The organism is Sorangium sp. So ce302 (assembly GCF_051530145.1).
GTDB classification, from domain to species: domain Bacteria; phylum Myxococcota_A; class Polyangia; order Polyangiales; family Polyangiaceae; genus Sorangium; species Sorangium cellulosum_B.
The window spans coordinates 9,072,280-9,097,469 of the sequence record NZ_CP150326.1 but is presented as its reverse complement, the minus strand read 5'-3'; the positions used below and the strand labels follow the sequence as shown (position 1 = coordinate 9,097,469).

The window sequence follows — 25,190 nt, the reverse complement described above, 5'->3', positions numbered from 1 at the left end:
GGTGAGCGAGAGGACGCCGCCGCGAGCGGCCCGGATGGATTGAAAAGCTGAAATTGGCGACGGCGGCCGCCGGGGGCCTCGGTCGCGCACGGGCGGCCGTGGACTGTGCCGTCGCCGGCTTGCGGCGTCGCCCGAGGACACGAGGGTAAGCAGCATGCTCACGTTCCTCGGGGTCGTGGTCGTGGTCGTCGGCTTCGTGGCCCGGATCCATCCGCTCTTGGTCGTCGCGGCGGCCGCCCTCGTGACCTGCCTCTCGGCGGGGATGGGCCTCATCGAGGGGATCTCCGTCCTGGGCAAGGCGTTCAACGACAACCGTTATGTGAGCCTGGTCTGGCTCGTCCTGCCGGTCATCGGCCTCCTCGAGCGATCGGGCCTCCAGGAGCGGGCGCGCGCGCTGATCTCGCGGGTGAAGACGGCCACGACCGGGCGCATCCTGCTCGTGTACTTCGCGGTGCGGCAGCTCAGCGCGGCGCTCGGCCTGACCTCGCTCGGCGGCCACGCGCAGATGGTCCGCCCGCTGATCGCGCCCATGGCCGAGGCGGTGGCGGAGAACCGGTACGGACCGCTGCCGGACAGGACCCGCTGGCTGATCCGCGCCTCGGCGGCGGCGGCCGACAACGTGGCGCTGTTCTTCGGAGAGGACATCTTCCTCGCCATCGCGTCGATCCTGCTGATCAAGGCGTTCCTCGAGCAAAATGGCATCTTCGTCGAGCCGCTCCAGCTGTCGGTCTGGGCCATCCCCACGGCGGTGCTGGCGCTCCTGATCCACGGGACTCGGCTCCTCCTGCTCGACCGGCGGCTCCACCGCGAGCTCGCCCGCGCGGACGCGGGGAAGGCGGCCGAATGATCACGCTCGATGTCGTCTACCTCGTGGCAGGGCTGTTCTTCGCGGCGTCGGCCGTCCTGAGCGCGGTCGACCGCGAGAACTCGAGGCGATGGAAGAACACCCTGTTCTGGGGTCTCCTGGCGATGAGCTTCCTCTTCGGCTCGCGCCTCGGGGATCTCGGCAACGGGGTGCTCGTGATCTCGCTCGTGCTCCTCGCGGGCGTCAGGGGCCTGGGCCAGGGGCGCCCCGCCACCACGACACCCGAGGAGCGGCGCGCCAGCGCCGAGCGGCGCGGCGACCTCCTCTTCGTCCCGGCGCTGATCATCCCGGCGACCGCCCTCCTGGGCGCGCTCGTCCTCAAGCGGGTCGAGATCCGCGGAGCGCACTTGCTCGACCCGAAGCAGGCGACGCTGATCTCGCTCGCCCTCGGCGTGGTGCTGGCGCTCGCCGTCTCCGTGGCGTGGTTGCGCCCGCCGCTGCTCGCGCCTTTGCAGGAAGGCCGACGCCTGCTCGACATCGTGGGCTGGGCGGCGATCTTGCCCCAGCTGCTGGCCGCGCTCGGGGTCGTGTTCGCGGCCGCGGGCGTGGGGGACGTGGTCGGCGAGCTGGCCGGGAGCGCGCTCCCCCGGGGCGGCCGCCTCGCCGCGGTGGCCGCCTATACCGTGGGCATGGCGATGTTCACGGTGATCATGGGGAACGCCTTCGCGGCGTTTCCCGTCATGACGGCGGCCGTGGGGCTCCCCCTGATCGTGCGCCGGCTCGGCGGCGACCCGGCGATCATGAGCGCCATCGGCATGCTGTCCGGCTTCTGCGGGACGCTGATGACCCCCATGGCCGCGAACTTCAACATCGTCCCAGCGGCCCTGCTCGGGCTACCCGATCGCGACGGCGTGATCAAGGTCCAGCTCCCCACCGCGCTGCTCCTGCTGATCGGGAACACGCTCCTCATGTACCTGCTCGCCTTCCGGCGCTGAGGTCGCCATCGCATGACGCACGCCCTGACACCGGACATCGCCTCGCGTCTCGCCGCCATCGCGCTCGGGCACGTGACGCGGGAGTATCCGAACAAGCTCGATCACGTCATGGCCGGCCCCGAGGACGTGAAGGGCCCGCGCGACCTTCACCCCATCTTCTACGGCAGCTTCGACTGGCACTCGTGCGTTCACGGCCACTGGCTGCTCGCGCGGATCCATCGCCTCTTCCCTGGCGCGCCCGGCGCCGCGCCGGTCCGCGGGCTGCTCGACGCGCAGCTCACGGGCGAGAAGGTCGCCGGCGAGCTCGCCTATCTGCAGCGCCCGTCGAGCCGCGGCTTCGAGAGGCCTTATGGGTGGGCGTGGCTGCTGATGCTGGCGGCCGAGCTCTCGCGGTACGAGACCGAGGAGGGGCGGCGCTGGTCGGCCGCGCTGGCCCCGCTCGGCGACGCGTTCGCCGGCCGGCTCCTCGAGTACCTGCCCAGGGCCACGTATCCGGTCCGCGCCGGCGCGCACACGAACAGCGCCTTCGCGCTCGCGCTCGCGCAGGAGTACGCCGCCGTGAAGGGCGACGAGCGGCTGTCGCTGCGCTGCGCCGAGGCCGCCCGCGCCTGGTACGGCCGCGACGCGGACTGCCAGGCGTGGGAGCCCTCGCAGGACGATTTCCTCTCGCCCGCCCTCATGGAGGCCGAGTGCATGCGCCGGGCCCTGCCCGGACCGGAGTTCCGCGGCTGGTTCGCGCGGTTCATGCCGCGGGCGGCGCGGGGCGAGCCCGCGACCCTGTTCGAGCCCGCGACGGTCAGCGACCGCAGCGATGGCAAGATCGCCCACCTCGACGGGCTCAACCTGAGCCGCGCCTGGTGCTGGCGCTCGCTCGCCGCGGCGCTGCCCGAAGGGGACGCGGTCCGCGCCCGCGCCCTCGACGCGGCGGAGCGGCACCTCGACGCCAGCCTGCCGCACGTCGCCGGCGACTACATGGGCGAGCACTGGCTGGCGAGCTTCGCCCTCCTCGCGCTGGGCGAGGGCGTCGATTGACGCGTCACGGGGCCGCGGAGCGGTGCTCTGCGGCGGCCGGTGTTGCAGCGTCTAGGTCGTGGAGCGGGAGACGGGATTTGAACCCGCGACGTCAACCTTGGCAAGGTTGCACTCTACCACTGAGTTACTCCCGCAAACGGCGAGCCCAATGCTCAGGAAACCACTCTCGTGCGGCGTGGACAGCGATGAGGCTGAGCGCGCCGGGACCTCCGAGGAGGTCGTTTCCGTCGATGGGCGCGGAGGAGTACCAACCGACGTCGCCCTAGTCAAGCACCGATGTGCATGGTCGTGGAGCTTCTCAGGAACGGAGAGCTGGGTCCCATGGTTTTCCGGGTTCCGACACCGGCGGGGCCCGGCCGTCGCCGACACATTGCATCTCTCTACCCCGCGCCGCGGGCGTACCTCCTGAGCTTCCGGTAGAGCGTCGACGCCCCGATCCCGAGCTCCGCGGCGGCGCGGGCCTGGTTGCCGCCGTGCCGCTCGAGCGCCGCGAGGATCGCTCGCCGCTCGACGCCCTCCAGCGTCCGCGCGGCCGGCTCCTCGCCCCCGCCGCCGGTCGGCGCGGCGCCGCGGACGTCGTCCGGAAGGTCCTCCAGATCGGCGACGCCTCCCCGCGCAAGGGCGACCGCGTGCTCCACGGCGTTCTCGAGCTCGCGCACGTTGCCGGGCCACCCGTGGCGCTCCAGCGCGCCTTCGGCCTCCGGCGTGAAGCCCGCGACAGGCCGATCGAGCCGTCGCGACGCCGTCGCGAGCAGCGCCCGCGCGAGCGGCAGGACGTCCTCCCGGCGCTCGCGGAGCGGCGGAAGGCGTATCTCGATGACCCGCAGCCGGTAGTAGAGGTCCCGCCGGAAGCGGCCCGCCGCCGCGTCGGCCGCGAGATCGCGGTTCGTTGCCGCGAGGATCCGGGCGTCGACGTGGCGGCTCGTGTTCTCGCCGACGCGGCGCACCTGCCGCTCCTGGAGCGCGCGGAGGAGCTTCGCCTGCACCCCGGGCGGGGCCTCGCCGACCTCGTCGAGCAGCAGTGTGCCCCCGCGCGCCGCCTCGAACAGCCCGGCGCGGTCGTGGGTCGCGCCGGTGAACGAGCCGCGCGCGTGCCCGAAGAGCTCGCTCTCCAGCAGCGTCTCGGTGATCGCCGCGCAGTTAACCGCGACGAACGGGCCCGCGGCGCGCGCCGACGCGCCGTGGATGAGCCGCGCCACCCGCTCTTTCCCGGCGCCGCTCTCGCCCGTGAGCAGGATCGTCGAGTCCACCGGCGCGACCCGCCGCGCGCGGTCGAGGGCCCGCTGCATCGCCGGGCTCTCCGCGACGAGCGGGGTCGGCGGCTCGCCCCGCGGCGCGGCGAGGGGCAGGGCGCTCGCCTTCGCGTCGAGGCCGCGCCCTGTCGCCCTCCGGGGCGGCGCGGGCTGCGCGGGCCGGCGGAGCGATAGGTCGAGCACGCTCTCGCGGAAGAACGGCAGGTGCTCCTCGAGCGCGGCGCCCCACGCGGCGCGCGTCCGGCCCTGGAAGTGGCAGACGTCGTCGCCCCGGCCGATGCACCGATCCTCGATGACGTAGACCGCCTCGCCCGTCGCCCGGGTCATGTAGCCGCTCGCGATGCCGGCGAGCATCCAGCAGACCGGCTCGTCCGCGCGGCCGAGGTGCAGGAGGTGCTGTTCGGCCTCGTACGACGAGAGCAGCGTGGCGCCGCGCGAGGCGAGGGGCGTCGTGTCCCCGGGCGCGAGCCGGATGAAGCCCTGCAGCGTGTGGAGCAGCGCCCCTGCGCCGTGCAGCTCGGCGTCGCTGTCCCAGGGGAGCCGGGACACCATCGCCTCCGCCATCCGGGCGCCGTGCTCGACGCCGAAGCGCGTGAGCACGGCGCGCGCCCCCGCGAAGCCCGCGAGCCGGACGAGCTCCCCGCGCAGCGTCCCGAGCGCCCCGGCGTCGAGGATGACCGCGCGCTCCCCGGCGAAGCGGACGACACCGCCGCGCGCGTCGACGTCGAGCAGCTTCCGGATGTCGAGATCGGCTGCGCGCATGGGACGACCTTTCAGGGCGACAGGCGTGACCGGTCACCCTGACCGGCGGGCTCGCGAAGCGCCACGGACGAGCCGCGGATCTCCCGTGGAAAGCGGCCTCTCCCGCGCGGGCCCGGCGCGTGCTCGGGGCGTCGCGGGAGGTCTCTTCGCATGAGCGAGCGCGTGGACATCATGACACCCGCCTTCCGGGCGGATCCTTATACGCCGTATGCAGCGATGCGCCGCGAGGCGCCTGTCTGCCAGGTGGATCCTGGCGGGATGTGGGCGGTGAGCCGGTACGCCGATGTCGCGACGGTCCTGCGGAGCCCGGAGCGGTTCTCGTCCCAGGGGTTCCGGGCCGCCTGGCAGCCGGCGTGGGTGGGGCACAACCCGCTCGCGAGCTCGATCCTGGCCATGGATGGCCCGGATCACGCGCGGCTCCGCGGCCTGGTGAGCCGGGCGTTCGGGGCGCCGGCGATCGCGCGCATCGAGCAGCGGGCCCGGGATCTGTGCGAGCGGCTCGCGGGCCGCCTCGACGGCGAGGTCGACTTCATCGCCGCGGCCGCGGCGCCGCTGCCGGCGTTCGTGATCAGCGAGCTGCTCGGCCTGGATCACGCGCTCGAGCCGCACTTCAAGCGGTGGATGGACGATCTCCTGTCCGTGACGCCCGAGCCGGCGAGCGCCGAGCACGCCGCCCGCGTCCGCGCCACGATCGCGGAGCTCGACCGGTACATGGCCGACGTCATCGCGGCCCGCAGGCGATCGCCCTCCGACGACCTCGTGAGCGAGCTCGCCCGCGCCGGCGAGCTCCTCGGCGACCGCGAGATCATCGATCTGCTCGTCAGCATCCTCGGCGGCGGCCTCGAGACCACGACCCACTTCCTCGGCAGCTCGATGCTCCTGCTCGCGGAGCGCCCCGCGGAGCTCGAGCGGCTGCGCGCCTCGCCGCAGCTCATCCCGAGGTTCATCGAGGAGATGATGCGTTATGACGGCCCGACCCAGTCCGTCCCCCGGCTCACGACGTCGGACGTCGCGCTGGCCGGCGTGACGATCCCCGCGGGCTCGCTCGTGCTGGCCCTGGTCGGCTCGGCGAACCGCGACGAGCTGCGCTTCACGGATCCCGATCGGTTCGATCTGCACCGCGGCCAGCCGAGCCTGACCTTCGGGCACGGCGCGCACTTCTGCCTCGGCGCTGCGCTGGCCCGGATGGAAGCGAAGGTCGCGCTCGAGGTGCTGGTCCCGAGGATCGGCGAGGTGACCCGCGCGCCGGGCGAGATCCCCTACAACCGCACGCTCACCGTGCGTGGCCCCGTGTCGCTGCCGCTCCGCTTCAGGCCGGGCTGACGTGCCAACGAAATGAGGGGATCTGTCAGGTCCTGTTCTGCACAATGGCTGTCCATGCGATATCGAGCGTTCCTGCCGCTGGTCTTCGCTCTGCCGGCGTGCGGCCCCGCGGCCGCGCCCTCGCCTGCCGCGGGCGCCGCGCCCGCCGTGGCCAAGGCGGCCCCCGCGGCGCCGTCTCCGTCGGCGCCCGCGGTGGGCGTCGCACCTGCGCCTGCCGCGAGCGCCGCGCCGGCGCCGCAGAGCGCCTGTGCGCTGGAGCGCGGCTTCCACGGCACGATCGGGCCGAAGCTCGAGGTCTTCGCGCGGATCGAGCGCGACGGAGGGACCGTGCGGGGCCGCTACTTCTATGCCCACGTCGGCGTCGACATCCCGCTTTCCGGGTCTGTCACCGACGCCGGCGAGCTCGCGCTTGTCGAGGGCAACCCGGCGCGCCCGACGGGGCAGTTCGCGGGCACCTGCCGGGCCGACGGCCACCTCATCGGGACGTGGACGAGCCCGCGGGGCGCCTCGCTGCCGTTCGACCTCGCCTCGGTGGGCGCCCGCGATGTGCTGCTCGTGGCCACGAAGAAGAGGGCGCGCCGCTTCCCGCCGCAGCCGAACCCCGATGGCCCGTCCGACGGGATCGGGATCCCCTTCGAGCCTGGCGAGGCGTGCAGCGAGGATCTCGCCTGGCCCGAGATCTTCGGCGCCGCGACGGCGAAGAGCGAGGCGGCCCTCAACCGCGCGCTCGAGAGCGGCGCGTGGGTGTTCGGTCAGGGGGACGAGGCGAGTTTGCGCGCGTGCAAGACGGGCGAGCGAATGGCCGCCTCGCGCACCTTCGAGATCTCCCTCAACGAGAAGGGCCTGCTCGCGGTCCGCTCCCACGATGCGATGCGGTACGAGGGCGGCACGCACCCCTGGGATCCTGGGGCCGAGCGCTGGCAGGTGCTCGACGCGCGCACGGGCGCGCCCGTGACCCAGCTGCTCGACCGGTCCGCCGCGTCGAAGAAGGCGCTGCGGCCCTTGCTGGAGCGCTGCCTCGCGCCGTTGGCCGGCGGCGACGCGACCGTGCTCGAGCTGCTGCGGGAGCGCGTGAGCCTCGACAACCCGGATCTGCTCCTCCTGCCGACGCCCGCCGGGCTGAAGCTCGCCGCGACCGGATATCCGCCGCCGCTGCGCGTGCTCGAGGGTGATGGCCCGATCCTGACGTGGGCGGCGCTTGCCGGCGCGGGCGCGGTCGGCCCGAGGAGCCCTCTCGCTCGCCTCTGGGAGGGCCGCAGCGCGGCCGCGGCGGCGGACCCGTGCGCGAAGCAGGGGTCGCCCTGAGCCGGACCCGATCGGGCCTGTGAACCCGACCCAGGTCGAGACGACAACCGACAATCCGACCCGGGTTGAGGCGATCATCGGCAATCCCATGGTGAGACGAGCCCGGGAACCTGACCGGACCTCACCGAGCTGGACAGCTGGATCCGCCGCGCCGTCGTGATCAGCGATGCCAGTGAGCGCCTCATCCTTCTGCCGTCCGCCGGGTTGAAGCTCGCCGCGACAGGAGATACAACGCTGTGCGCCCCTGGCGGCGCAGGCCGTCGTGTCGTCAATACGCCTGTACCGCGCTCGTCGGACGCGACCCAGCCCACGTGAGTCCGTCTTTTCCGGGGAGGATGCCCGTCACGGAGCACGCGGACCGAAAGAACATGGAACAGAAGACAACTCCGACGAACACCGAGCTCGAGCGTGAGATCGATGCGCTGCGCCGACGCGTCGCCGAGCTGGAGGCCCCCGCGCGCCGCTACAGGGCCCTGCTCGACGGGGGCATCGTGAGCATGATGATCTACGATGGCGAGAGCCGCGTGCTCGAGGTGAATCGTCGGTGGGAGCAGCTCTGGAGCTTGAGCCTCCGGGACGTCGCCGGGTGGCGGTTGCTGAAGGACGAGCAGGTATCCGCCAATGGGTCGATGCCCCTGGTCGAGCGGGCGTTCTGGCGGGGCGAGGCCACGGCGTTGCCCACCATTCGCTACGATCCGGTCCAGGCAGACACGCTCCAGAAGGGAATGGCCCGCTGGGTCGCCTCCTCGCTCCATCCCATCAACGACGCTGCGGGCAACGTGCGCGAGGTGCTGCAGATCCACGTGGACGTCGGCGAGCTCAAGCAGTCCGAGGACGAGCTGCGGGCTCAGACGGCGCGGCTCGAGGCCGCGATCGCCGAGCGGACCCAGCGGCTCGAGGAGCAGCTCCGCGTGAGCGAGGAGCAGCAGCGCGCCATTGCCGTGCTGTCCACGCCCGTGCTCAGGCTCTGGGACGGCATCCTCGCGCTGCCGCTCATCGGCCACATCGACGCCGAGCGCGCCGCCCGCATCCTCGAGGTGCTGCTGCAGGCCATCGTGGACACGCAGGCGGAGCATGTGATCATCGACGTCACCGGCGTGCCGTTCATGGACGCGGAAGGGGCACGCCACCTCCGCGACACGGTGCGCGCTTCCTCGTTGCTCGGGGCGCAGTGCGCCATCGCGGGCATCTCGCCGGCCATGGCGAGATTGCTGATCGACTGCGATCTGGGCTTCGATGGCGTCACGATTGTCGCGAGTCTCCAGGACGGGCTTCGGCGCTTGTTGTCCAGCCGCAACGGCGATCGAACGATAGGCGCTGCTGGCGCCGTCGCCGCCCAGAGGCGGGATCCCGCGCGCCTCGATGAGCCGCGAGAGCGCTGAAGTTCAGCCGGGCCGGAGGAGCGACAGCGGGCGTTCGATCCTCGCGCTGCGGAGGATCGTGCTACATCCGAGCGCGTGCCGACGCTCGTCCTCTCGCAGCGCTATAGCCCTGACTCGAACGCGCTGTTCGCCGCTGCCCTCGCGGTCGGCTGGGACATCGAGCGCCTCCGCTCGTTCCGCTGCCCCGAGGGGCTCGCGGCGCGCGACCCCGTGTTCTACGGCGAGACCATTCTCGCCGACGCCATCATGGATGACCTCGAGGTCGCGCTGCTCGAGCCGACCGCCGACTGGCTGCCCCGCCTGCCCCAGCGCCATCGCCTTCGCAGCGTGCGCCTCACGACCCTCGAGGATGCGCTGGCGCTCCGTGAGCCTGCGTTCATCAAGCCAACGGATGAGAAGCTGTTCCCCGCGCGCGTGTACGTGGACGGCGCCGCGATGGATCCGGACCCGCGGCTGCCGCTGGATCTGCCCGTCCTCGTGAGCGAGCCTGTGGTGTTCGAGGTGGAGTTCCGATGCTTCGTGCTGGAGCGCGAGGTGGCGGCGCTCTCGCCCTACATCCGCGGCGGGGAGATCGCGCGCACCGCGGCGGGCGACTGGGAGGCGGATTCAGAGGAGGTCGAGGCGGCATCCGCGTCCATCCGCGCGGTGCTCGCCGACGCTGACGTGGAGCTCCCGCCCGCGGTGGTCGTGGACGTCGGGCGCATGGCAGGGCGGGGCTGGGGCGTCGTCGAGGCGAACCCCGCCTGGGCCTCGGGGCTCTGCGGGTGCAACCCGGCAAGGGTGCTCCCCGTGCTGCAGCGGGCAACCGTGCCGCGCAGGATGGTCTCGGAGGCAGAGCAGCGCTGGCTGCGGCGTGTCGGGTGAGGGATCTGAAGTATCCCCCCCAAATTTCCGGGAGATTCACAGGGAGGCGGGGAGATGGGGAGTGAAGTCCCATGAATCTCCCTGTCTCCCCGCCTCCCTGTTCAATTTTTTTTCTCTCTCTAAAGATGCCGACAAAAGTCACGTCATCTTGGCGAACCAGCGGTCGAGGATGGTTTGCGCCCGCGCGAGCTCCGAAAGCTCCGTCACCTCGTTCAGGGCGTGCATCGTCCGCTCCACGCCCGGTCCGAAATTCGCCGCCGGGATCCCGAGCGTCGTGAAGCTTGCCACTTCCGACCAGGTTTGCCGGGCCTCGACGCCTTGAACGCCGCTTTGTTCGAGAGCAGCGATGAGCGCGTGGTTCCGGTTCGGCGGCGCCGGACGGGAGAGCTCCTCGAACCGGACGGCCCCCACGCGGTCCACGAGCGCCATCAGCCGCTCTTGCGAGGTATGGGAGCTCGTGCTCGGACCGTACGTGTGGTGCACGTTCACTTCCAGGTGGTCCGGCACGACGCTGCCGGAGCGGCCCCCGTGCGCCGAGGTGGCGTTCATCATCTCGTACCAGGTGAGGCCGTCGACGACGTCGGGTACGGGCTCGAACGCGGCCAGCTGAGAGAGCACGCGCGCGAACTTGTGAATCGCGTTCACGCCGGCACCGGGCAGCCCGCTGTGCCCGGTGCGGCCGGCAAACGCCAGCGTCGCGTGCGTGGAGCCTCCCGAGCCGAGCTGAAGCTTGTTGTCCGTGGGCCTGAGCACCAGGGCGAAGTCGGCCCCCCGGAGCTCGGTATCCTGCTTCATGACCACCCTGAGCTCGCTCGCGTCGAAGCCGCACGCTCCGCGCGCGTGAAACACGAGGGTCAACTCGGCGTGTACCTGCGGCCGGCGCTCGGCCAGATCGAGCATCAGGCAGAGGCCGCTCTTCTCTGCGGCTCCAGCGCCGAGCGCGCGGTTGTTCTCCGTCCGCGCTTCGCCCCGTTGCCCTGCGTTCGCCACGTCGAGCTGCCCGACGAGCAGAATCTTGGGGCCTCCCGACCCGCGCGTCAGCGGCGCCACCAGAGAGTCCCCGTAGCGGCGTGGCGGCGAGGCCAAGGGCAGCGCTGCGAGCCGTTGAGCCAGCTCGTCGGCCAGGTTGCGTTCCTCACCCGTCGGCGAGGGGATCCTGCACAGCCACAGCAAATTCTCGAGTAGCTCCACGTCGACCTCCGATCAGACCAAACGATGCGCGCTGGCTCCCCCTCAGTCGTACCGGAATTTTCGGTACCAGGACACCAGCCAGAAGGCGAGTATCGCTCCCAGCACGGTCACGTGCTTGCCGGTGAGCCAGGGCCTGGGGTGAAGCGCGATGGGCAGCACGCCGGCCGCGAAGATCGCCGCGAGTTGCCCGAGGTGGATGATCCGGAGATCGGCGAGGCCTCGCGGGTGACGCACCCGCAGGGGAGCCCCACCGAGCGTGGTCGACGCGTCGAAGTACGGCCTGAGCTCGCGCACCAGCGCGTCGTGCGAGGCATCATCGTCGGGCACGCCCTGCAGCACGATCTCGACCCGAGAAGTCCACCAGAGCAGGCGGCGGAGGTACCACCGCTGGAGGACTCCTCCCGCCTGGTGCCTCGCCGAGAAGTCAATGTAGCGAAGCAGCGCTTCGCACAGCGGCGCGGAGAAGGTCTTCCGGGCGAATGGGCGGACGATAAGAATTTCCCCGAGGTGCGCCGGATCGAAGCGAGCGTCGCGCTCCAGGAGCCTGCCGTCGTTCCACCACGCCGCCTGCTCCAGGGGCACGACCCTCGCTTGCCGGTCCTCCTCCGTCTTCGCGAGGGAGCGGTCCATGGTGCGGACACTCTCCGTCATCTGGAGCGCGTTGCGGCCCACCGCGAGCACGCCGACGGGCGGGTAACCGCGACGCGGCCGCCGATAGATGACAGCGACGGCGGCTTCCTCCTCGAGCGAGATCCCACGGGATGGGATCTCGGCCCGGATTCGGCGCTCGTCAGCGTGAAGGCGGATCACGTGCGGCACGCAGGATCCTTAATCCGGTGGAGCTGCGCAGGCGAGCAGATCCACGCCATCGCAGCTCGGACATAGCACCGCCGGAGACGGATGACCTGATCACGCGGGCGGCTGCTCCGTTCGTGGAGGCGACCGCGGTCGCGAGGACGGCTGCTGCGAGGTTCGCCGGCGGAGGCTTCGGCCGGGCCAGCGGATCTCTTGCCCCGGCGCTATGATCGTCGCCGGCGAGGGGACGTGTACCTCGCGGTCGCGCGCGTGGCCGATGTGCTGGCGGGCGTCGGGAGCGGATCGCGCCCGGGGGGGCGCTCAACCGAGGAGACCGAGATGTACGAGCTCACGATCGAGCGCCTCCTGCATGTCGCCCACGCGCTGCGGCTGCACGAGGGCAAGTATGAGCCGCTGCACTGCCACAGGTGGCAGGTCCACGCTCAGGTGTCGGCGGAACGGCTCGACGCGGTCGGAGGGGTCATGGACTTCAACGAGCTCGATCGGTTGCTCGCCGACGCTATCAGCTCGTTCGATGGCAAGACGCTGAACCATTTACCCGAGTTTGCGGACCTCAACAGCTCCAGCGAGCGCATGGCCGAGGTGCTTTATCGCAAGCTCGCGCCGCGGCTGCCGCCGGGCGTACGCCTCGACTGCGTAACCCTCCTGCGCGACGAGGCAATCCGCGCCCGGTTCACGTACAAACCCTAGTCGGACCCGTCTGAAGTCTTGCGCCCACGGAAAAACGCGGCTCGCTCAGCGAGATTGGCGAGACGCGGCAGCCTTCGGCTGGCCTCCGACGAACGCCGCCAGGTGCTCGCCGGTCAGCGTCGACTTCGCGGCCACCAGGTCGGCCGGGGTGCCTTCGAACACGATCCGCCCGCCGTCGTGGCCCGCGCCCGGCCCGAGGTCGATGATCCAGTCGGCGTGCGCCATCACCGCCTGGTGGTGCTCGATCACGATGACCGACTTGCCGGAGTCGACGAGCCGGTCCAGCAGCCCGAGCAGCTGCTCGAGGTCGGCCAGGTGCAGCCCGGTTGTCGGCTCGTCGAGCACGTAGACGCCGCCGTCGGCGCCCATGTGTGTCGCGAGCTTGAGCCGCTGCCGCTCGCCACCCGACAGCGTGGTGAGCGGCTGGCCGAGCCGCAGGTAGCCGAGCCCCACGTCGGCCATGCGCTGCAGGATCGCGTGCGCGGCCGGCGTATGCCCCTTGCCAGCGCCGAAGAAGCCGACCGCCTCTGCGACCGATAGATCGAGCACCTCGGCGATGTTGAGCTTGCCGAGGCGGTACTCCAGGACAGACGCCTGGAACCGCCGGCCCTCGCAGTCCTCGCAGACCGTGGTGACGCCGGCCATCATCGCGAGATCGGTGTAGATCACCCCGGCGCCGTTGCAGGTCGGACAGGCACCCTCGGAGTTGGCGCTGAACAGGGCGGGCTTCACGTTGTTGGCCTTCGCGAACGCCTTGCGGATCGGCTCCAGCAGGTCGGTGTACGTCGCCGGGTTGCTCCGCCGCGAGCCACGGATCGGGGTCTGGTCGACCGACACCACCCCGTCACGGCCAGACACCGAGCCGTGGATCAGCGAGCTCTTGCCCGACCCCGCCACGCCGGTCACCACCACCAGCACGCCGAGCGGGATGTCGACATCGACGTTCTTCAGGTTGTGCGCGCGCGCGCCGCGCACCTTCATGACCCCCGACGGTTTCCGCACCGACCGCTTCAGGGAGACCCGGTCGCTCAGGTGACGCCCGGTGAGCGTGCCGCTCGCCCGAAGCCCGTCGACGGTGCCCGTGAAGACCACCTCGCCGCCGGCGGTGCCGGCGCCGGGGCCCAGGTCGACGACGTGGTCGGCGATCGCGATCGTCTCCGGCTTGTGCTCGACCACGAGGACGGTATTGCCCTTGTCGCGCAGCCGCAGCAGCAGCTCGTTCATCCGCTGGATGTCGTGGGGGTGCAGCCCCACCGTCGGCTCGTCGAAGACGTAGGTGACGTCGGTGAGCGACGACCCGAGGTGGCCAATCATCTTGGTGCGCTGCGCCTCGCCGCCCGACAGCGTGCCCGACGGCCGGTCGAGGCTGAGGTAGCCCAGCCCGATCTCGACGAACGAGTCGAGCGTGTGCCGCAGCGTCGCCAGCAGCGGCTTGACGGACGGCTCGTTCAGATCGCGCACCCACCTGGCCAGGTCGTTGATCTGCATCGCGCAGGCGTCGGCGATGTTGATCCCCTTGATCTTGGAGGACCGGGCAGCCTCGCTGAGCCGCGTGCCGCCGCACTCGGGACAGGTGGAGAACTTGATCGCGCGCTCCACGAACGCCCGGATGTGGGGCTGCATCGCGTCGACGTCCTTGGACAGCATCGACTTCTGGATCTTCGGGATCAGCCCTTCGTAGGTCAGGTTGATGCCTTCGACCTTGATCTTGGTCGGCTCCTTGTGGAGCAGGTCGTGGAGCTCCTTCTTCGTGAACTTGCGGATCGGCTTGTTCGGGTCGAAGAAGCCGCAGCCGTTGAAGATGCGCCCGTACCATCCATCCATCGAGTAACCGGGGATGGTGAGCGCACCCTCGTTGAGCGACTTGCTGTCATCGTAGAGCTGGGACAGGTCGAAGTCGGAGACGGATCCCATGCCCTCGCATTTCGGGCACATGCCTCCGTTGACCACGAACTCGCGCTTCTCGGTCTTCTTCCCGCCGGCCTTCTCGATCGAGATCGCCCCGACCCCGCGGACCGACGGGACGTTGAAGGAGAAGGCGTTGGACGAGCCGATGTGCGGCTTGCCGAGGCGGCTCCACAGCACCCGCAGCATCGCGTTGGCGTCGGTCGCGGTGCCGACCGTCGAGCGGGAGTTGGCGCCCATCCGCTCCTGGTCGACGATGATCGCGGTCGTCAGCCCTTCCAGCACGTCGACCTCGGGCCGGGCCAGCGTCGGCATGAACCCCTGCACGAACGCGCTGTAGGTCTCGTTGATCAGCCGCTGCGACTCCGCCGCGATGGTGCCGAACACAAGCGACGACTTGCCCGATCCCGAGACGCCGGTGAACACGGTCAGCCGCCGCTTGGGGATCTCGACGCTGACGTCCTTGAGGTTGTTCTCCCGGGCGCCCTGGACCCGGATCAAATCGTGGCTGTCTGCGGCTTGCTGTCTGTCTGCGGCGTGCTGCTTGGAGGAGGCCATGTTCGCGATCATGTCATCAACACCGACGGTCTGTGAAGGGGTTCCGGCAACCTGCGCGAGTCCGGCCGCAGCGCCCACGACGTCACCGCCAGCGCGAGGACCACGAGCGGCGCGAGGATGTGGCCAGCGTTGCTCGTGGAGTCGCTGGCGCCGACGGCGGCCCAGGCGAAGGCGGCGCCGGTGAGGTCGAACACGAGGCCCGCATACGCCCACTCCTTCAAGCGCGGGAATCTCGGCGCCAGCAGCGCGAGCGCGCCGAGGATCTTCCAGATGCCGAGGAGCGTGACGAAGTGCAGCGGGTAGCCGAGGCGCACGAAGCCGTCGACGCTCGCTGGCGCGTGGAGGACGTGGGCCACGCCGCCCGAGACCATGGACGACACGACCAGGCCTGTGGTCACCCAGTAGGCCACGAGCCTCGCCCGGCTCATGAGACCCTCTCGAGCAGGTCGACGAGCTTCCCGCCCATCATCTTCCAGCCGTAGCGCGCGCCGGCGAAGTTCTGCTTCTGGTCCGGCTTGAAGCCCGATTGCACGAGGGACAGGCGCGTGCCCGACGCCGTGGGCGTGAGCGTGAAGGTCACGACGGTCTCCAGGAAGGGGACGCTCCACGTGTAGCTGAGCTTCCGACGGGCTTCGATCTCGACGAACCGGCAATTCACGGTGCCGTCCCAGCCGGGGTACGGCTGCGTCTTGAGCGTGAACGCCGCCCCCGGCTCGAGCTGGAGGCCGATGGTGGGCAGGAGCCACTCCGCGAGCAGCGCCGGTTCGGTGAGCGCGCGCCACACCTTCTCCGGCGAGTGCTTCAAATCGAACTCGAACGAAATGGATTCGGTCTGCGATTGTGCGGTCGTGTCGGTGGGGTTCATTCGTCCATTTTCTCCAGCAGTTGTTCGAGGCGATCGACGCGCTCCGTCCAGAAGGCGCGGTAGTGCGTGATCCAGTCGACGAGCGGCTTCAGTCCGCGCGGCTCCACCCGGTAGTAGACACAGCGCCCCTCGCGCCGGCCGCTCACGAGGCCGGCGTCTTTCAACGTGGCGAGGTGCTGCGAGATCGCCGGCTGCGAGATGTCGAAGCGCGCCGTGAGGTCCTTCACGGCCGCTTCGCCACGCGTGAGCGACTCGAAGATCGCCCGGCGGCTGGGGTCCGCCAGCGCCTGGAAGATCTTGTCCTCGACCACGGCCGCGCTCTGCATCCACGACTTATAAGCCGCGGCTTATTGATTGTCAAGCGCGCGGATCGGGCTGCCTGGGCGCGTCGGGGCAGGGAGGCATGGTTCTGCGAAGCAGCCAGCTCTCTTGGTCCTCCATGGCCCCCCCGCCCGCGGAGAAATCATCGGTCGCTCGAAAAAAATCTTCGCGCCCTGCTCCGGCAGCTCCATGGGCGCGGCCGAGGAGCTCGCCGCGCTCCCGCTCGGAGAGCGCGGCCGCCTCCGTCACCGCGCGCAGCTTCTGATCCCCGCGAGATCATCGGGCGGCTGCTCGCTGCAGCACAGGCAAGGAGGTCGAGCACTCCGGCGCGTGAGCGGCCTGACGTCTGGCCGTTCGGCTGCGGGGATGCGTGCGTCAGCGCGCGTCCCCGTCAGCCGCAACGGCTTGTTAGCCGGCTGCTGAGTGATGAGGTCGTCGGCGGTCGTCGGCCGACGCCAGGGCCTGGAACTGGGTGATGGCTTCGTAGACTCCCAGGCCGATGCCTCTGCTGAGCTGGTCCCGCTCGACCATGTTATGTGCCAGGAAAATCAGCACCGAGTCGTCGTTGGCGTCCGCGCGCCACCAGCCTCCGAAGCCGCCTGGCCAACCGACCGCACCCTCGCGGCCCCCACACACCGTGGGCTCGGCCTTCTCCGGATCGAGCACCACGGCGACGCCCATCCCGAACCCGTGACCGCCCCGGAAGAGCGGCATGCCTCCCACTTCAGCCGTGGCGCGCTGCTGCTCCGTGAGACGGTTGGAGGTCATCAAGGCGAGCGTTTCGGGCCGCAAGATACGCACGCCATCCACGGCGCCTGCTCCCAGGAAGATGCGCGCGAACGCGAGATAGTCGTCCAGCGTCGACCACAGCCCCTGGCCGCCGGAGACAAAGTCCATGTCATCGGGCCGCTCAGGAACCGTCGAGTCGCCTGGGCAGGTGAGGCGTGCGGAGAGGCGGCCCGAGCCATCGAACCCGTGGTTCTTGACTCGCCGGCTCCGCTTCTCACGTGGCACGATGAAGCTGGTGTCGGCCATGCCAAGCGGATCGAAGATCCGGCGCTTGAGCACGTCGCCGAGCGGCGCGTCCTCGATGCGCGCAATGAGCAACCCGAGGAGATCGGTCGAGTGGCCATAGTGAAGGGTGGCCCCCGGCTGGTCGAGCAACGGCAAGGCAGCCAGCCGCGTGATCCAATCATCGGGCGCCACGTGGCTGTCGATATCGCCTCCCAGCGCCTCCCCATAGGCCTCCGCGATGGGTCCACGATGCAAGGCCCCGTAGGTCAGTCCCGAGCGGTGCGTCAGCAGATCCTCGAAGGTGATCGGTCGTTCTGCCGGGTCGGTCTCGTCGAGCGGGCCCGTGGGAGAACGCAGGACGCGCATGTCTCTGAACTCCGGTGCCCAGCGAGCGATCGGATCGGTCAGCGCGAAGCGCCCCTCCTCGAACAGCATGAGCGCCGCCGTCGAGGTGATCGGCTTCGTCATCGACGCGATGCGGAACAGGCTGTCATGCTCGAGGGGCAGCCTGGCCTCCAGGTCTCGCCACCCAAGGGACGCGCGCTGAACCACCTCGCCGTCGCGCCAAACCATCGTTGCTGCGTTGGCGAGCGCGCCAGAGTCTACGATCGCTCCGACGCCCCTCGCGATCTGGTCTCCTCCGTTCATTCGTTCCCTCGATTCATTCCATGTCCGGTCAACGTCGCGATCCGCTGCGTCGCAGGGCCTGGCGGCGGATTATAGCATGTTCGGCGCCATCGTCGCCGTCCGTGAGGGCCGCGACCGGCCGGAACCCGGGCTGCATCCGAGGCGCGTCCTCACGTCTCATGGCAAGCGCTCGGCCATGGTTGCAAAGGTATGCCTCCGCGGTCTATGATTTTCGCCAAGGAGGAGCCTCTCGATGACCATCACCATTACCGCCTTTGAACGCTCACCCGATGGTGGCAAGGGACTGGCGCGTGATACGCGTGTTCGCTGGGCGCTCGAGGAAGCGGGCCAACCCTACCAGGTTCGCCTTGTTTCGTTTCGTGCGATGAAGGAACCCGCGCATCTGGCGCTTCATCCTTTCGGCCAGATTCCGACCTATGAGGAAGGCGATCTCGCGCTGTTCGAGACAGGGGCGATCGTGTTTCACATCGCCCAGCGACATGCGGGCTTGCTGCCGGACGATGCCAATGCTCGGGCGCGCGCGATCACATGGATGTTCGCCGCGCTCAACACGGTAGAGCCACCGATTCTCGAGCTCGTAACCGCCAGGATCCTGGAGGGCGACAAGCCCTGGTATGCGGAGCGCCTGCCTCTGGTCGAGGATCGCATCCGCGCTCGGCTCGGCCAGCTCTCCGTTCGCCTAGGCGATGCCGGCTGGCTCGATGGTGCGTTCAGCGCTGGCGACTTGATGATGGTGTCGGTGCTGCTCAGGTTGAAATTATCGGGCATTCTGGACGAGTACCCAAACCTGGCCGCTTATGTCGCCCGCGGCGAAGCGCGGCCCGCCTACAGGCGAGCCTTCGACGCTCAATTGGCGGTTAACACCGGCAAGCCATCGACCGCCTGATCGCGGTCTTCTCTGACAGGGCTGAGAAGTCCGCGAGGAGCAGCCCGCGAGGCAGCCGCACCTCGACCCACGGCGGGGCACGGTGAAGAACAATATGCTCCTCAGTAGCGTTTGTCAGGGAGGAGCACCCGAAGCGTGTGCGTGGTACCTTGGCCCGCATGAAGGAGGCCGGCCCCTCGGGGCTCAGGGAACGCAAGAAGGAGCGCACGCGCGCGCAGATCATCGAGACCGCGATCGAGCTCTTCCTGAAGAACGGCTACGAGCAGACGACCCTCGATGACGTGCTCGGGGTGGTCGAGGTCTCGCGGAGGACGTTCTTCCGCTACTTCGAGTCGAAGGAAGACCTCGTGATCGCGTGGATGGACCAGTTCATCGAGGCGGCGCGCGATGCGGTGCGGGCGCGCCCGCGGAGCGAGCCGCCCGTCGAGGCGCTGCGAAACGCCGTCAAGACGATCGTGAAGCTCCACGAGGGGGATCTGCCCCGCTTCGCCCTGATCCAGCAGTTCGTCGCGCGGACGCCGGCGATCCGCGCGAGGCAGCGCGAGCGGCTGGGACACTGCGGGGAGGAGATCTGCGAGCCGCTGGCCGAGCGCATGGGCCTGGACGCGCGGCACGACCTCGCGCCGCGCGTGCTGGCGAGCTGCGCGATGGCGGTCGTGCAATCCGCGATGGACGCGTGGATCGCGCGCGGGGCCACCGAGGACCTGCCTGAGCTCGTGGACGAGGCCTTCAGGACGCTCGCGCGCGAGTTCGCCCGCGGTGGGAGCGGCACCTCGCCCCAATGAGCGCCGGCTCGGTCGTTTCCGCCTGAGGCGCGCCGCCGGTTCGTCTGCCGGCGAAGAGCGCGCGCGAGAAGAAATGCGCCTTCTTGACAAATGCCACTGAGGGGCTATTTCCCCTGAGTAGCTGCTCCCGCCGCGTTCCGGTGCTCGATCGCTCCACGATCCTGCGATCCGAGAGGTGCTCAGCGCGCCTCCAGAGCTTCCGTTTGGATCGACCTTGCCGAACCGCTTCGCCAAGGCGGCCACGTCTGGAGTGGCGGCGGACGCTCACCATCGCGCGACGCCAGCGCATGAGACCCTCCATGGCACCTGGGCGCGCGGCGGCGCGGGCTTGCTTCTGATTCAGCTTCGAGGGGTGTCAGACCGTCGGCGGCTGGCTGGACAATGCCGGTCACGAGGAGAAAGGAATCCTATGGCAAGGGTATTGATTACCGGGTGCAGCAGCGGGTTCGGTTTCGAGGCAGCCAAGACGTTCCGAGCTCGTGGGGACGAGGTGTTCGCCGGCGTGCGTGACTTGAGCGGAAGAACCGTCGGCATATTGAGAGAGCTCGGCGTGACGCCGGTCGTGATCGATGTCACCGACGACGTGGCCGTCGAGCGCGGTGTCACCCAGGTGCTGGCGGCAGGCCCGCTCGACGCGCTGGTCAACAACGCGGCGATCTTCCTTCGCGCCACGGTCGAGGAAACGTCGGACGCTCAGGCATACCGCATGTTCGAGACGAACTTCTTCGGTCCGCTGCGGATGAGCAGGGCGGTGCTGCCCTCGATGCGCGCCCGAAGACAGGGGGTGATCGTCAATGTGTCTTCAGTCGCCGGTTTCCTCGGATTGCCGGGGGATGGCATCTACGCCGCGACCAAATTTGCGCTCGTGGGCATGTCCGAAGCCCTCTACCATGAAACCAAGCCGTTCGGCGTCCGCGTGCGGGTCGTGGAGCCCGGCGCCTTCCCAACGACGGAGATCTTGCGCAAGGCTCTGGGATCGGCGCGTCACTTCGGATCTCCTTACCAGGCCCACATGGACGCCTTCGCGTCGGCGATGAGCTCGTTCCAGAAGGCCGCACCGGCGCCGGACGAAAGGCTCGTGGTCGAAGCCATCTGGCGCGCGGTGCACGAACCGGAGACGCCGTTCCAGCAACCTGTCGGCGCCGACGCGCAGGCCGCGGCGGCCGCTCGCCGCGCGCAGCCATTCGAGGCCATCGAAGCGATGATCCAGCGGACGCTCGGGCTCGGGTCAGCGTCGTAGGTCGCGCGAAATGCGTCGCCTCCGAGACGCGCTGCCGCCGTCCTCGGCGGCCTTCTCCTCCTCTCCGCGGCCGCGTATGCCGCTCGGCGATCTGGGGCTCGATGTGGAACCTGCGTGATCGGTTACCCTGAGTTCCTCGTGCGCCTTCACAGCCAATAGCGCGCACGGCCCTTGACATCCTCGAATTCGTTTGCTTTTCCTTCCCCCTCAATGCGCCTGGTGAAGATCAACCCGCCCGACGTCCACCAAACTCCCGGTTATCACCACGTCACGATCGTCGAGGCAGGCCGGCTGGCCTTCCTCGCCGGCCAGTGCCCACTCGACCTCGACGGCAACGTGGTCGGCGCGGGCGACTACCTCGCGCAGGCCGACCAGGTGGCAGCGAATGCGCTGACCGTCCTGAACGCGGCCGGGGCGCAGCCCGCCGACGTGGTGCGCTCGGTGATTTACGTGGTCAGCGACGACGACCAGGTGCTGGGCGCGGTGTGGCAGCGACTGAACGACTCGGCGCTCGGCCCGGCCTTCGGTACGGCCAGCACCCTGCTCGGGGTCGCTTCGCTCGGCTTCACCGGTCAGCTGGTCGAGCTGGACCTGACCGCCGCGCTCCCCGGTTGATCCAGCGGCGGCCGGCATCGACGGCCTCGGTGCGCGTCCTTGCCTTACTTGAGGCCCGCAGGCTGGAGGTCCCCGCCGACGTGCGGGAGCGCATCCTCGCGAGCGCCGACCCCGCCGAACTGGACGGCTGGACCGCTGGATCGGCCGAGCCGCGGTCGTCAGGGATGCCCGAGTACTCTGCTCGCCGGTGTCGGCCTCGCAGACCAAGGACCCTCGTTCAGCGGAAGGCGAAGCGGTCGACCGTGATCTTGTAGCTGAGTTGCTCGCCGCGCTCGATGCGGCCACCGAGCGACATGTTGTGCTCCTCGCCGCTCGTCGTCACGTACTTCGCGTCGGCCGCCACGAACGTGCACGCACCCTCGATCGGCTGCGGGCGCTCGGAGAGGCAGCCGTAGCCGTCCTCGGCGACGGGGCGACAGATGCGGGTGTCGATCTTCAGCGCCTCGACCTCCTCGCGCGACAACAGGCGCTCCTCGTAGGTGATCTTCATGGGCTTCTCGCAGCGAACGTAGATGGGCAGGTACTGGTGCTGCGCGTCCCGGTACACGACGCCGTCTTCGATCTCCTCGCGCGTGCCCGCGGCCACGTCCAGATAGCCCTTCAGGCGGACCGGCGCCTCGACCGCGGCGGGGAGACCCTCGGCGGGCATCGCCTCGGCGTGCGGGTGATCGCCGGCGTAGACGAGGACGTTGAGGAAGCGGTGCCGCGCGCCGTCCCCGGTGGGGTCGAAGATCTCGCTGACCGCGTCGCATCGTGCGGCCTGCTCGGCGGAGTGGCTCTCCATGTTGTCCCCGATCGACTCGAACCCGAGCTCGTAGACGCCCACGCTCGCTCCCCAGCCATTGTCGTCCTTGGACCCGGCCAGGCCGGCGGCGTCGTTGTCTGGGGCGATCCAGAGATTGTTGGTGGTGAGCGCGGGGACGTGCGTCAGCGAGCGAACGAGGGAGCCGTTGTCGCCGCAGCCGCGCCCGATCTGTTCATAGGTGGTGTCTACCTCCGCCGGAGTCGACGGGGTTGCCGGCGCCTCGGTGGGCTCGGCGATCGTGTCGCCGTCCGATCCGCCGCAGCCCGCGACGAAGATGAAAGGAGCCCCCACGAGAACCAGCGAACGAAAGCAGTTCCTCATGACGGCGGCGGGAGCAAAGCTCGTACCTCCCCGATCCATGCGGATTTTCCGTCCAAATCGCAGCGCGAGACGCGACGCGTGAACGGGGCGCCACACCTCGGCCGCTTACGACGCGGCCGGCGTCATCGACCTTGCCGCCGAGAGCACCCGGCGCGGCGGGTAGCCCCGGCTGGGCCCGCGCTCGCGGCGGGCGACGTGGCCATCGTCAAAAGGCCCGATGCCGTGGCGTCAGCCATGGGGCGCAGTCCCCGCGTCGCCCTCGATCTCGCGCTTCAACGTCCGATCCAGCGCGAAGGTCCCGCCCGGTACGAGCGACGCGAGGAGCGCCATGAGCGAACGGCGACGCGGCCAGTCGCGCTCGGTGGCCGCGCGAAACAGCGCGGAGACGAAGAGGAGAAAGAAGAGCCCGTGGGCGCTGCCGGCGATCCGGACCGCGATCGGCAGGCCGAAGATGTATTTGAGCGGCATCGCGACGGCGAGGAGGACCAGGAACGACAGCCCTTCCAGGAAGCCGACGACGCGCAGGGTGCGAAGCGCGCTCATGATCGGACGTCGGACCAGGTGGGCCGAAAGACCATCATCAGCAGCACCACGAAGAGAGGGGCAAAGGTCGAGACGAACGCGCCGCGCGTGCGCCGGTCGCGCGCGACGCTGCGAACGAGGGCGAGCTGCGAGACCAGCGACAGGACGAGCCCTGCGATGACCCAGAGCTCCATCAAAGGAATCTGCAGCTGCGTGGTCATCAGGTACCCCGCGATCCACGTGACGACCAGCCCTGGGGAGGCCACGGCGTGGACGGCGCGTTTGCGATCGGCGTGCACCGTGGCGACGAAGCTGCCAATGAGGCCGCCCGCGTACAGGATGACGCCCAAGAACTTGATCAACCGTAGAATCTGGTAGGCGGGCATGGAGCCGCCCGCGCCGGACGGCTCGTCGCTCGAGCCGCTGCTGCGGTGGATCGAGGAGAGCCTCGACAAGCCGCTCACGCTCGAGGACATCGCGCGGCGCGCGGCCCTCAGCGTGCGCACGCTCAGCCGCCGCTTCCGCGAGCAGACCGGCACCACGCCGCTCCAATGGTTGCTCCGGGCCCGCGTGCGCCGCGCGCAGCAGCTGCTCGAAACGACGGGGCACTCGGTGGAGTCGATCGCGGCGAGGGTCGGGTTCGGCTCGCGGACCGCCTTTCGCGAGCACTTCCAGCGGCTCGTGACCACGAGCCCTCAGGCGTACCGCCGCGCCTTCCGCGCCGCGCCGATCAAGGCGAACGGACGCCGGGGGGCGAGCGTGAAGTCGAGCGCTTCGTGAGCGCTGGATCGGGCGAGGCGCCCCGCGCCCTCCCGGTCAGGCGCCGTTCCACCCGAGCCGCTGCAGCCGCTCTCTCGCCCCCTTCACCCCGAAGATCGTCGCGTCTCCCGGCGGCACGATCGGCGCGATCCGCTCTCAGTCTTCGGCCCTGACGATGAACCCGTCCGACGTCGATCCCGGTCGTTTGTTGATGGCCAGGTAGACGCCGCTCGTGTCGGCCGCGATGTGGGAGATGGAATCGTCGGTCTTGACGAGCTGGGTGGGATTCTTCCCGTCCACGCCGACGCGCCACAGCGCTCCGGACGAGGCCCAGTAGAGCGCCTGTGCGTGGGCGACGAAGAAGGTGCCCTCCACGTCGGGGGACGAGAGCACCTCGGTCGGATCGCCGCCGGACACGGGCACGCGCCAGATCGCGCCGGGGCTCATGTAATGAATGAACTCGCCGCTGATCGCGAAGCCCAGGAGGGTGCCACTGTCCACGGTCACGATCACCTGCGGCTCGCCGCCGGTCCGGGGGGAGCGCAGGATCTCGTCCTTGTCGAAGGACTCGGCGGATTGCCAGTAGACGAACCCGGAATCCAGGGCCAGCGTCGTGCTGAAGATGTCGCCGGCTGGACCATGCACGACCTCGTCCCCGGCGTCGAGCCCGACGCTCCTGACCTCGAGCGGCCCCGAGCGCGCTTGCTGGGTGAAGAACACGCGCTCGCCATCGGTCACGACATCCTCGATGCCGCCAAAGTCGTCGACGAACGTCACCAGATCGATCACGGCACCGCCCGATTTCGGCATCGCGCGGACCCAGTGCGTGACCGAGTTTTCGGCCCAATACACGTTCTTCTCGTCCACCGCGACGGACAGGGGGACATAGGGTGAATCGTAGATCTCCTCGCGCCCTCCCCCCGCCTTCGCCACGCGCGCGACGGCGGTGTGTGAGAGCTGCTCGACCCAGTACACGTGCGACGCGTCGACCGCGATGCCGTGATCGATGGACACGTGCTTCCCGGCGTGCGCGAGCACCGTGCAGCCGCCGGCCGACACGCCCACGGGGAGGCCGCGCCATTGCAGGACACCTGCGCTTCTGGGCAGTCGGCGGGCCCCTGTCCGCCCCCGCCGGTCTCGCTGCCCGCGCTCCCGCCGGCCCCGCCCTCGCCCCCTTGCATCTGCCCCCCAGCCCCTTGCACTTGCCCCCCAGCGCCCTTGTCGTCGCCTCCACAACCAACGATCGTCGCCATCACCACGACGGTGCTCCCGAACCAATTCAGCCGCATACACCTCTCCTGTTCCGATCTGCCGACCTGTACGCGCCCGCCGGCGCACGTTTTCGTCGCCGGGGGTCGCGCTGGCGCGGCGTTCGACGGTCGCGGGAGCGATCCATTCGACGCCGCGCGTCGCGCTCGCTCCCGGGCGATCGAGGCACCCGAGAAGGCCGCTCCCGACGCCGCCCCGCGGGGTGACCGCCGGCGATACCCGTGACGTGTGCCTATGCTCCGCCACGGCTTCCTTGCGT

Annotated in this window: 24 protein-coding genes, 1 tRNA gene and 1 pseudogene; 13 read left to right on the top strand and 13 right to left on the bottom strand. The window is 69.8% G+C overall.

What is annotated here, in order from left to right:
- The first annotated feature begins 154 nt into the window (after positions 1-154).
- Genes WME73_RS34540 through WME73_RS34530 form a run of 3 tightly spaced genes read left to right on the top strand, consistent with a single transcriptional unit; the run spans position 155 to position 2,832 of the window.
- Positions 155-847, top strand: a complete 693-nt coding sequence (locus WME73_RS34540) for a DUF969 domain-containing protein (RefSeq protein WP_437740622.1) — start codon at positions 155-157, stop codon at positions 845-847.
- Positions 844-1,800, top strand: coding sequence for a DUF979 domain-containing protein (locus WME73_RS34535; RefSeq protein WP_437912317.1), 957 nt, complete (start codon positions 844-846; stop codon positions 1,798-1,800). The genes WME73_RS34540 and WME73_RS34535 overlap by 4 nt, the downstream gene beginning before the upstream one ends.
- A 12-nt stretch (positions 1,801-1,812) precedes the next feature.
- Entirely contained in the window at positions 1,813-2,832 is a 1,020-nt protein-coding gene (locus tag WME73_RS34530; RefSeq protein ID WP_437912316.1) for a DUF2891 domain-containing protein, read from the top strand.
- A gap of 59 nt (positions 2,833-2,891) precedes the next feature.
- Here the strand turns inward: WME73_RS34530 and WME73_RS34525 are convergent.
- Positions 2,892-2,966 (bottom strand) — tRNA-Gly (locus WME73_RS34525).
- A gap of 246 nt (positions 2,967-3,212) precedes the next feature.
- A complete protein-coding gene (locus WME73_RS34520) occupies positions 3,213-4,847 on the bottom strand; it encodes a sigma 54-interacting transcriptional regulator (RefSeq protein WP_437912315.1) in 1,635 nt (544 codons plus the stop codon).
- 150 nt (positions 4,848-4,997) lie between these two features.
- On the opposite strand from WME73_RS34520, the gene WME73_RS34515 reads away from it, so the two are divergent.
- The 4 genes from WME73_RS34515 (at position 4,998) to WME73_RS34500 (ending at position 9,721) form a co-directional block, all read left to right on the top strand.
- Positions 4,998-6,170, top strand: coding sequence for a cytochrome P450 (locus WME73_RS34515; RefSeq protein WP_437912314.1), 1,173 nt, complete (start codon positions 4,998-5,000; stop codon positions 6,168-6,170).
- Positions 6,171-6,224: 54 nt separating this feature from the next.
- A complete protein-coding gene (locus tag WME73_RS34510; RefSeq protein WP_437912313.1) occupies positions 6,225-7,475 on the top strand; it encodes a hypothetical protein in 1,251 nt (416 codons plus the stop codon).
- A gap of 368 nt (positions 7,476-7,843) precedes the next feature.
- Entirely contained in the window at positions 7,844-8,857 is a 1,014-nt protein-coding gene (locus WME73_RS34505; RefSeq protein ID WP_437912312.1) for an STAS domain-containing protein, read from the top strand.
- Between the two features lie 75 nt (positions 8,858-8,932).
- On the top strand, positions 8,933-9,721 hold the full coding sequence (locus tag WME73_RS34500; protein ID WP_437912311.1) for an ATP-grasp domain-containing protein: 789 nt from the start codon (positions 8,933-8,935) through the stop codon (positions 9,719-9,721).
- 138 nt (positions 9,722-9,859) lie between these two features.
- Here WME73_RS34500 and WME73_RS34495 read toward each other — a convergent pair whose 3' ends face one another.
- The gene (locus tag WME73_RS34495) at positions 9,860-10,771 is read right to left on the bottom strand and encodes a peptidase dimerization domain-containing protein (RefSeq protein ID WP_437912310.1); all 912 of its coding nucleotides are present in this window, start codon (positions 10,769-10,771) and stop codon (positions 9,860-9,862) included.
- A gap of 183 nt (positions 10,772-10,954) precedes the next feature.
- Complete coding sequence (locus WME73_RS34490) at positions 10,955-11,542, bottom strand: hypothetical protein (protein WP_437740613.1); 588 nt, start codon at positions 11,540-11,542, stop codon at positions 10,955-10,957.
- A gap of 504 nt (positions 11,543-12,046) precedes the next feature.
- Between WME73_RS34490 and WME73_RS34485 the strand changes: the two genes are divergently transcribed.
- Complete coding sequence (locus tag WME73_RS34485; protein WP_437740612.1) at positions 12,047-12,418, top strand: 6-pyruvoyl trahydropterin synthase family protein; 372 nt, start codon at positions 12,047-12,049, stop codon at positions 12,416-12,418.
- A gap of 45 nt (positions 12,419-12,463) precedes the next feature.
- Here the strand turns inward: WME73_RS34485 and WME73_RS34480 are convergent, their stop codons facing one another.
- The 5 genes from WME73_RS34480 to WME73_RS34460 all read right to left on the bottom strand — a co-directional run bounded on the left by WME73_RS34480 (position 12,464) and on the right by WME73_RS34460 (position 17,729).
- On the bottom strand, positions 12,464-14,881 hold the full coding sequence (locus WME73_RS34480) for an ATP-binding cassette domain-containing protein (protein ID WP_437912309.1): 2,418 nt from the start codon (positions 14,879-14,881) through the stop codon (positions 12,464-12,466).
- A gap of 8 nt (positions 14,882-14,889) precedes the next feature.
- Positions 14,890-15,252: a DoxX family protein gene (locus WME73_RS34475; protein WP_437917460.1), complete on the bottom strand. Its 363-nt coding sequence runs from the start codon at positions 15,250-15,252 to the stop codon at positions 14,890-14,892.
- A 53-nt stretch (positions 15,253-15,305) separates the two neighbouring features.
- Complete coding sequence (locus WME73_RS34470; protein ID WP_437912308.1) at positions 15,306-15,746, bottom strand: SRPBCC family protein; 441 nt, start codon at positions 15,744-15,746, stop codon at positions 15,306-15,308.
- Complete coding sequence (locus WME73_RS34465; RefSeq protein WP_437740608.1) at positions 15,743-16,072, bottom strand: ArsR/SmtB family transcription factor; 330 nt, start codon at positions 16,070-16,072, stop codon at positions 15,743-15,745. The genes WME73_RS34470 and WME73_RS34465 overlap by 4 nt, the downstream gene beginning before the upstream one ends.
- 403 nt (positions 16,073-16,475) lie before the next feature.
- A complete protein-coding gene (locus WME73_RS34460; RefSeq protein ID WP_437912307.1) occupies positions 16,476-17,729 on the bottom strand; it encodes a serine hydrolase domain-containing protein in 1,254 nt (417 codons plus the stop codon).
- 232 nt (positions 17,730-17,961) lie between these two features.
- Here WME73_RS34460 and WME73_RS34455 point away from each other — a divergent pair, with 232 nt between their 5' ends.
- The 4 genes from WME73_RS34455 (at position 17,962) to WME73_RS34440 (ending at position 21,255) form a co-directional block, all read left to right on the top strand.
- A complete protein-coding gene (locus WME73_RS34455; protein ID WP_437851730.1) occupies positions 17,962-18,615 on the top strand; it encodes a glutathione S-transferase family protein in 654 nt (217 codons plus the stop codon).
- Positions 18,616-18,773: 158 nt separating this feature from the next.
- Complete coding sequence (locus WME73_RS34450) at positions 18,774-19,400, top strand: acyl-CoA-like ligand-binding transcription factor (RefSeq protein WP_437912306.1); 627 nt, start codon at positions 18,774-18,776, stop codon at positions 19,398-19,400.
- A 409-nt stretch (positions 19,401-19,809) separates the two neighbouring features.
- Positions 19,810-20,640 (top strand): SDR family oxidoreductase, encoded by an 831-nt coding sequence (locus WME73_RS34445; protein ID WP_437912305.1) that lies wholly within the window; start codon positions 19,810-19,812, stop codon positions 20,638-20,640.
- A gap of 210 nt (positions 20,641-20,850) precedes the next feature.
- The gene (locus WME73_RS34440; RefSeq protein WP_437912304.1) at positions 20,851-21,255 is read left to right on the top strand and encodes a RidA family protein; all 405 of its coding nucleotides are present in this window, start codon (positions 20,851-20,853) and stop codon (positions 21,253-21,255) included.
- A gap of 217 nt (positions 21,256-21,472) precedes the next feature.
- Here the strand turns inward: WME73_RS34440 and WME73_RS34435 are convergent, their stop codons facing one another.
- The 3 genes from WME73_RS34435 to WME73_RS34425 all read right to left on the bottom strand — a co-directional run bounded on the left by WME73_RS34435 (position 21,473) and on the right by WME73_RS34425 (position 23,265).
- Positions 21,473-22,351, bottom strand: coding sequence for a hypothetical protein (locus tag WME73_RS34435; RefSeq protein ID WP_437912303.1), 879 nt, complete (start codon positions 22,349-22,351; stop codon positions 21,473-21,475).
- 258 nt (positions 22,352-22,609) lie between these two features.
- Complete coding sequence (locus tag WME73_RS34430; RefSeq protein WP_437912302.1) at positions 22,610-22,924, bottom strand: DUF3817 domain-containing protein; 315 nt, start codon at positions 22,922-22,924, stop codon at positions 22,610-22,612.
- Positions 22,921-23,265: a hypothetical protein gene (locus WME73_RS34425; RefSeq protein WP_437912301.1), complete on the bottom strand. Its 345-nt coding sequence runs from the start codon at positions 23,263-23,265 to the stop codon at positions 22,921-22,923. The genes WME73_RS34430 and WME73_RS34425 overlap by 4 nt, the downstream gene beginning before the upstream one ends.
- A 28-nt stretch (positions 23,266-23,293) precedes the next feature.
- Here WME73_RS34425 and WME73_RS34420 point away from each other — a divergent pair.
- Positions 23,294-23,683 (top strand): annotated as a pseudogene (locus WME73_RS34420) (helix-turn-helix domain-containing protein); the annotation flags it as partial.
- A 135-nt stretch (positions 23,684-23,818) separates the two neighbouring features.
- On the opposite strand, the gene WME73_RS34415 reads toward WME73_RS34420, so the two are convergent.
- The gene (locus WME73_RS34415; protein WP_437912300.1) at positions 23,819-24,727 is read right to left on the bottom strand and encodes a hypothetical protein; all 909 of its coding nucleotides are present in this window, start codon (positions 24,725-24,727) and stop codon (positions 23,819-23,821) included.
- Positions 24,728-25,190 lie beyond the last annotated feature (463 nt).

Bases quoted from the DNA above. Each gene is read 5' to 3' on its own strand.
- WME73_RS34465 (WP_437740608.1), bottom strand. From the start codon at position 16,072: ATGCAGAGCGCGGCCGTGGTCGAGGACAAGATCTTCCAGGCGCTGGCG.
- WME73_RS34515 (WP_437912314.1), top strand. From the start codon at position 4,998: ATGAGCGAGCGCGTGGACATCATGACACCCGCCTTCCGGGCGGATCCT.
- WME73_RS34455 (WP_437851730.1), top strand. From the start codon at position 17,962: ATGACCATCACCATTACCGCCTTTGAACGCTCACCCGATGGTGGCAAG.
- WME73_RS34485 (WP_437740612.1), top strand. From the start codon at position 12,047: ATGTACGAGCTCACGATCGAGCGCCTCCTGCATGTCGCCCACGCGCTG.
- WME73_RS34505 (WP_437912312.1), top strand. From the start codon at position 7,844: ATGGAACAGAAGACAACTCCGACGAACACCGAGCTCGAGCGTGAGATC.
- WME73_RS34460 (WP_437912307.1), bottom strand. From the start codon at position 17,729: ATGAACGGAGGAGACCAGATCGCGAGGGGCGTCGGAGCGATCGTAGAC.
- WME73_RS34470 (WP_437912308.1), bottom strand. From the start codon at position 15,746: ATGAACCCCACCGACACGACCGCACAATCGCAGACCGAATCCATTTCG.
- WME73_RS34510 (WP_437912313.1), top strand. From the start codon at position 6,225: ATGCGATATCGAGCGTTCCTGCCGCTGGTCTTCGCTCTGCCGGCGTGC.
- WME73_RS34440 (WP_437912304.1), top strand. From the start codon at position 20,851: ATGCGCCTGGTGAAGATCAACCCGCCCGACGTCCACCAAACTCCCGGT.
- WME73_RS34530 (WP_437912316.1), top strand. From the start codon at position 1,813: ATGACGCACGCCCTGACACCGGACATCGCCTCGCGTCTCGCCGCCATC.
- WME73_RS34445 (WP_437912305.1), top strand. From the start codon at position 19,810: ATGGCAAGGGTATTGATTACCGGGTGCAGCAGCGGGTTCGGTTTCGAG.
- WME73_RS34535 (WP_437912317.1), top strand. From the start codon at position 844: ATGATCACGCTCGATGTCGTCTACCTCGTGGCAGGGCTGTTCTTCGCG.
- WME73_RS34520 (WP_437912315.1), bottom strand. From the start codon at position 4,847: ATGCGCGCAGCCGATCTCGACATCCGGAAGCTGCTCGACGTCGACGCG.
- WME73_RS34480 (WP_437912309.1), bottom strand. From the start codon at position 14,881: ATGGCCTCCTCCAAGCAGCACGCCGCAGACAGACAGCAAGCCGCAGAC.
- WME73_RS34540 (WP_437740622.1), top strand. From the start codon at position 155: ATGCTCACGTTCCTCGGGGTCGTGGTCGTGGTCGTCGGCTTCGTGGCC.
- WME73_RS34475 (WP_437917460.1), bottom strand. From the start codon at position 15,252: ATGGTCTCGGGCGGCGTGGCCCACGTCCTCCACGCGCCAGCGAGCGTC.
- WME73_RS34450 (WP_437912306.1), top strand. From the start codon at position 18,774: ATGAAGGAGGCCGGCCCCTCGGGGCTCAGGGAACGCAAGAAGGAGCGC.
- WME73_RS34430 (WP_437912302.1), bottom strand. From the start codon at position 22,924: ATGAGCGCGCTTCGCACCCTGCGCGTCGTCGGCTTCCTGGAAGGGCTG.
- WME73_RS34490 (WP_437740613.1), bottom strand. From the start codon at position 11,542: ATGGACCGCTCCCTCGCGAAGACGGAGGAGGACCGGCAAGCGAGGGTC.